Below are 5,273 nucleotides of genomic sequence, written 5' to 3'. Positions count from 1 at the left end.
GTTCGGTCGCGTTCTCCTCGAACTGCACCAGCGAAGGACGAACCGCGCAGCAGCCGCCGCAGGAGTAGCTCATGACCGATGACACTCGCGAAGTCGTGGTAACCGAGCGAGTCCAGCACGCCCACGACGTCGTGGGACTCACCCTCGCCGGCCCCTCCGGCGCCGCCCTCCCCGGCTGGCAGGCCGGCGCACACATCGATCTGCTGCTGCCCGAGGGACGCGCACGCCAGTACTCCCTGTGCGGCAGTGACGGGGCCTGGAGCATCGCGGTGCTCAACGCGCCCGACGGCCGTGGCGGATCGGCCTGGATCCACGACAACATCCGCGAAGGCGACGTGATTCAGGTCCGGGGCCCGCGAAACAGGTTTCCACTCGCGGCCGCGCAACGGTACGTCCTCATAGCCGGCGGCATCGGGATCACGCCGATCATCGCCATGGTCCGGGAGCTGGAGCGCCGGGAGAACCAGAACTGGCGGCTGACCTACGGCGGCAGGTCCCGCGAGTCGATGGCCTTTCTGCGCGAGCTCGAGGGCAGGGGTGAGCGCGTGAGCATCGCACCCCAGGACGAGACCGGGCTCATCGACATCCCGGCGGCGCTGGGCCAACCGCGGATCGGGACCGCGGTCTACTGCTGCGGACCAGAACCGCTGCTCAGGGAGGTCGACCGGGCGTGCCGTTCCTGGCCACCCGGGACACTGCACGTCGAGCGCTTCGCTCCGGTCGAGGCCGACGACACGGGCGACCGGCCCTTCGAGGTCGTGGCCGAGCGCTCCGGTGTCACCGTGATCGTTCCCCCTGGCGTTTCCGTGTTGGACGCGCTCGCCGACCAGGGCATCCACATCGCCACCTCATGCGGCGAGGGCGTGTGCGGCACCTGCGAAACCAAGGTGCTGGAGGGCACGGTCGACCACCGGGACTCGCTCCTGACCGAGGAGGAGCGCACCGCCAACACCGTGATGATGGTGTGCTGCTCCCGCGCACGCGGCGCACGACTCGTCCTCGACGTCTGACCACGCCCGCCCTGGCCACCGCGCGACGCCCACATGCCGTGGAAGTTCGGTCGGCGGCATTCGACGGACACGGCCGACGGACACGGCCACCGCCTCGGCCGGATCCTCGCCGGGCAGGTTTTCCGCTGGCAGATCCCACCAGCGGACACGCGATTTCAGGGCCCGTTCTTTCGTCGAGTTCGACAGCGTCCAAAATATTACGGGCAATATGGCCCGCCGGGTCCAAAACATCGCGGGCAAGATGGCCCGCCGGCGACAGCAGGGTGCCGTCGACATTCCACGGAATCGCCGGTGGCCCCACCGGCGTCGCTGCTGTGCGCGTCCGCCGGATATCAGGATCCGATGGTCCTTCCTTTCCGCCGGCCGCACACCACGGGCTGGGTGGGCGAACCGCGCGATGTGCGCATCGTCCAGGATGCGTATGTCGGACACGTCGCACGTTTGTGCGCCTGTCCAAAGTGCCGCCCTGGTCGGATGCGTCATCGCCGCGAACACGGGGTTCCATGAGTCCTGACAGCCGGGGCGGTGAGGCTCGCGGCGAGTCTCACCGCCCTCGCCATCATGTGGGCGCTTGGCACCCTCCTCGATCGCCTGAGGATCCGCGGACCAGAAGTTAAGATCGCCTGCCGCGAATGGCTCTGTGATCCACGTCACTCGAGTGGGGTGGCGCCTTGGGCGGTGCGAAGCCCTGCTGATCGGATCGTGAGGCAAGCGAAGATCATCGATCTTCGATGGTCGGATGGGGTAGGGCTGGCGGCCAAAGTGTCACCGTTAAGATGATCACTTAAGGTTTCAAGCCTCTGACCTGGGCCTATGCTCCCGCGACAGGACTCGAACCTGTAACCTGCCGGTTAACAGCCGGACGCTCTGCCAATTGAGCTACGCGGGACCGCGATGCTCCAGACGATAGCGCCGGGAGCATCTGACTGGGCAAGGTTACCTGAGGTTCGCGCGGATGGTTCGAGGGGGTAGGAAACACGGGTCGGTCGGCTGGTTGACCGTCGGCGCGCGGCCGCTCGGGCAGGATGGTCATGGTTGCGGGCGCCTGCCCGTCGTTGTCCGGTGACGGCGGCCGCCGGGTGTGGGATGACGATCGGGCGCGGGTGTGGGCGGCCATGAGCGTTCATGTGTCCGCGAAGGCCGGCAAGAGTGCACAGTGACACCGAGCGGGAGGCAGCATGCACGTCAGACCCGGTTTCATCGTCGGTTTCGGGCTCGGCTACGTGCTGGGGGCCCGCGCGGGCCGGGAGCACTACGACGCGATCATGCGTCAGGCGCGCGCGGTCCGGGAGCGCCCGGAGGTGCAGAGCGCGGCCGGGGTCGTCTCGGCGCAGGCGGGCAGCCTGCTGGAGCGGGCTCGCCGGACGCTCGGGAGCGTCACCGGCCGGGGCGAGCGGGCGGCGCCGGCCGCCGGCACCTTCGCCAGCGCGGCCGGGGCGCACAGCCCGAACGGTTCCGGGGCGATCCGTACGCCCTGACCCGCCCACGCGACCGGACGCCCGTCGGGCCTGGCGCCAGCTCGTCCCCGGGCAGGCAGGCGGATGCCGGACCGGCCGCCACGGGCGGTGGCTGTCCCAGCCAGGTCCGTCCTGGCCGCGGACGCGCGGGCGGCATGTCGCGCGCGGGCGGCATCGCGGGCGGCCTGCCGTGCCTGGATGGGCCTGCCGGGGCGGGCGCGTTCCGTCCGGGCGGTGTACGCGTGCGGAGCGGGCCCGGGGGAGCGGCTGGCGCTGGCGATGACCCGTGACGGTGCGCGACATGGCGCGTGACAGCATGCGGCGCACCATATGACAGTATGTGACATGCATAATCACAATGTGTGATTTTCTATGTGACGATGCGTCATGCAACATGTGATGTCATACGTCACGTTGAGTAGCAATATGTGATGATGTCCATGGCGGCGGGTGGTATGGCACGTGACGGTGCGCGAGCGGACGCGGGATCCCAGGGCGTGGCCGCGCTGGCCGAGGTGATCGGCCTGCTGGGCAGGCGGCACGCGCTGCCGGTGTTCTGGGCCCTGCGGGACGGGCCGGCGGCGTTCCGCTCCCTTGTGACGCGGCTGGACGCCACCGAGCCGCACCTGTCCCAGCGGCTGCGCGAGCTGCGGGAGGCCGGGATCATCGAGGTGGACGAGGCCGGTGACTACCGGCTGAGTGCCCACGGGCGGCGCCTGCAGGGCGCGCTCGAGCCCCTTGACGGCTGGGCGCGCCAGTGGTCCCGGCTCAGCCCGCGTGGGCGGGTGCCGCGGGGGTCGGCGACCCGCGGCCGCGGGGAGCCGTGACGAGACGCCAGCCACTTTCCCGCCTGGTCTTCCCGCCCTGCCCGGCCGCCCGACGGGTTCGGGGCCTGTCTGGCCTGCCGGTCCGACATACCGGCGCATGGCGGCTCCGGATGTATCGGCTCGTAATATCGTCTTCCGTGGTAATCACCGGACCCGTTGTCACCCGGGGCCATTCGCCCAGAGCCGATCTTCCGCGCTTCCGGCTCGGCGCCCAGCCGCAACGTCTGCTCATGACCCTGCTCGGCGACTACTGGCACGGGCGCGAGGAGCACATCCCGTCCGCGGCGCTGGTGCGCCTGCTGGCGGACTTCGATATCTCGACGGTCGGCGCGCGCGCGGCGCTCAGCCGGCTCGCGCGCCGTGGGCTGCTGGCGTCCTCCCGGGTCGGCCGCAACACCTACTACGGCCTGACCGGCCAGGCGGCCGAGGCGCTGCAGGACAGCGCCGTGCGCGTCCTGTCGTTCGGGCAGGCCGGCGCCGGGTGGGACGGCCGGTGGGTCGTCGCCGCCTTCTCGCTGCCGGAGGAGCAGCGTGACATCCGCCATACCGTTCGCAACAGGCTGCGCTGGCTGGGCTTCGCGCCGCTCTACGACGGCATGTGGGTCTCCCCCCGGCAGGAGACGGAGGCGGCCATCCGGATGTTCGCCGAGCTCGGCGTGCCCAACGCGACGGTCCTGACGGCGGCCGAGGCGATCGACGCGGCCGAGGCGATCGACGCGGCCGGGGCGACCGGGGCGGTCAGGACGGCCGGGACAGCCGGGATGAGCGCGATGGCCGTGGCGGCCAGCCCCAGACGTCCGATCGAGGCGTGGGACCTGACCGAGCTGCGCGCCCGTTACGAGGACTTCATCGGCACCCACACCCCCCTGCTCGGACGGATCCGGGCCGCCGACGTGGACCCGGCGGAGGCGCTGGTGGCCCGGACCGCGCTCCTGGACGCCTGGCGGCGCTTCCCCGGCCTCGACCCGGACCTGCCGCTGAAGCTGCTGCCGCCCCAGTGGCCGCGGGCGCGGGCGCACGCTGTCTTCGCGGAGGTATACGACGAGCTCGCGCCGTTCGCCGTCGACCGGGTACGGCAGGTGATCTTCTCGTTCGCCCCGGAGCTCGCCGGCCTCGTCCGCCACCACACGGTCGGCCGTGCCGCCGCCGGCTGGCCCACGCCCGTGCCGGCGCACGGCCGCCCGGCCGTCACACGGTAGCCGCGGCCGCCGCGCGGCGGGTACGGCCGGTTGGCCCGCCGTGCGGCGGGTACGGTCGCCGGCCGTCGGATGACAGGGCCGTCATACGGTAGGTGGGTGAGCCTGTTCGACGCCGGGCTCGAGCAGACCCTGGCGACGTCGGGTCCTCTCGCGGCCCGGCTGCGCCCCCGTACCCTCGACGAACTCGTCGGGCAGCGTCACCTGCTCGGCGCGGGCAGCCCGCTGCGGCGCCTGGTGGAAGGCGGCGGCACCACCTCGGTCCTGCTCTGGGGGCCGCCGGGCAGCGGCAAGACGACGCTCGCACACATCATCTCCGGCTCCGGCGGACGCCGGTTCCGGGAGCTGTCCGCGGTCACCGCCGGTGTCAAGGACGTACGGGCGGTGATCGACCAGGCGCGGGACACGCTCGCGGTGTCCGGCGTCCGCACGGTCCTGTTCATCGACGAGGTGCACCGCTTCACCAGGACCCAGCAGGACGCGCTGCTGCCGGCGGTGGAGAACGGGCTGGTCACCCTGGTCGCCGCCACCACCGAGAACCCGTTCTTCTCGGTGGTGGCGCCGCTGCTGTCCCGCTCGCTGCTGCTCACCCTGGAGCCGCTCACCGAGGATGACCTGCGTGTCCTGGTCCAGCGGGCGCTCGACGACCGGCGGGGGTACGGCGGCCGGCTGACGATGGACGCGGACGCGGTCACCCATCTGCTGCGCCTGGCCGGCGGGGACGCCCGCCGCGTCCTGACCGCCCTGCAGGCCGCCGGTGACGCCGCCCTCGCCGCCGTGGCG

5 protein-coding genes and 1 tRNA gene are annotated in these 5,273 nt (G+C 71.7%); 5 read left to right on the top strand and 1 reads right to left on the bottom strand.

The window, feature by feature from the left end; translation table 11 throughout:
• Nucleotides 1-71: 71 nt before the first annotated feature.
• Complete coding sequence (locus NBX02_RS16790) at nt 72-1,010, top strand: PDR/VanB family oxidoreductase (RefSeq protein ID WP_250292111.1); 939 nt, start codon at nt 72-74, stop codon at nt 1,008-1,010.
• An 816-nt stretch (nt 1,011-1,826) separates the two neighbouring features.
• Here the strand turns inward: NBX02_RS16790 and NBX02_RS16785 are convergent.
• Nucleotides 1,827-1,899: transfer RNA gene (locus NBX02_RS16785), tRNA-Asn, on the bottom strand.
• A gap of 289 nt (nt 1,900-2,188) precedes the next feature.
• Between NBX02_RS16785 and NBX02_RS16780 the strand changes: the two genes are divergently transcribed.
• The 4 genes from NBX02_RS16780 to NBX02_RS16765 form a co-directional block, all read left to right on the top strand.
• Complete coding sequence (locus tag NBX02_RS16780) at nt 2,189-2,488, top strand: hypothetical protein (RefSeq protein WP_250282408.1); 300 nt, start codon at nt 2,189-2,191, stop codon at nt 2,486-2,488.
• A gap of 413 nt (nt 2,489-2,901) precedes the next feature.
• Nucleotides 2,902-3,294: a winged helix-turn-helix transcriptional regulator gene (locus tag NBX02_RS16775; protein WP_445548491.1), complete on the top strand. Its 393-nt coding sequence runs from the start codon at nt 2,902-2,904 to the stop codon at nt 3,292-3,294.
• Between the two features lie 137 nt (nt 3,295-3,431).
• A complete protein-coding gene (locus tag NBX02_RS16770; protein ID WP_250292108.1) occupies nt 3,432-4,493 on the top strand; it encodes a PaaX family transcriptional regulator C-terminal domain-containing protein in 1,062 nt (353 codons plus the stop codon).
• Nucleotides 4,494-4,589: 96 nt separating this feature from the next.
• Nucleotides 4,590-5,273 (top strand): AAA family ATPase (locus NBX02_RS16765; RefSeq protein WP_250292107.1); only part of this gene is annotated, 684 nt, incomplete at its 3' end.

Origin of the sequence: Protofrankia sp. CiP1_Cm_nod1, from assembly GCF_920888515.1 — a bacterium.
GTDB lineage: Bacteria > Actinomycetota > Actinomycetes > Frankiales > Frankiaceae > Protofrankia.
The sequence above is the reverse complement of the archived record's forward strand: the minus strand, read 5'-3'. Positions and strand labels throughout refer to the sequence as shown.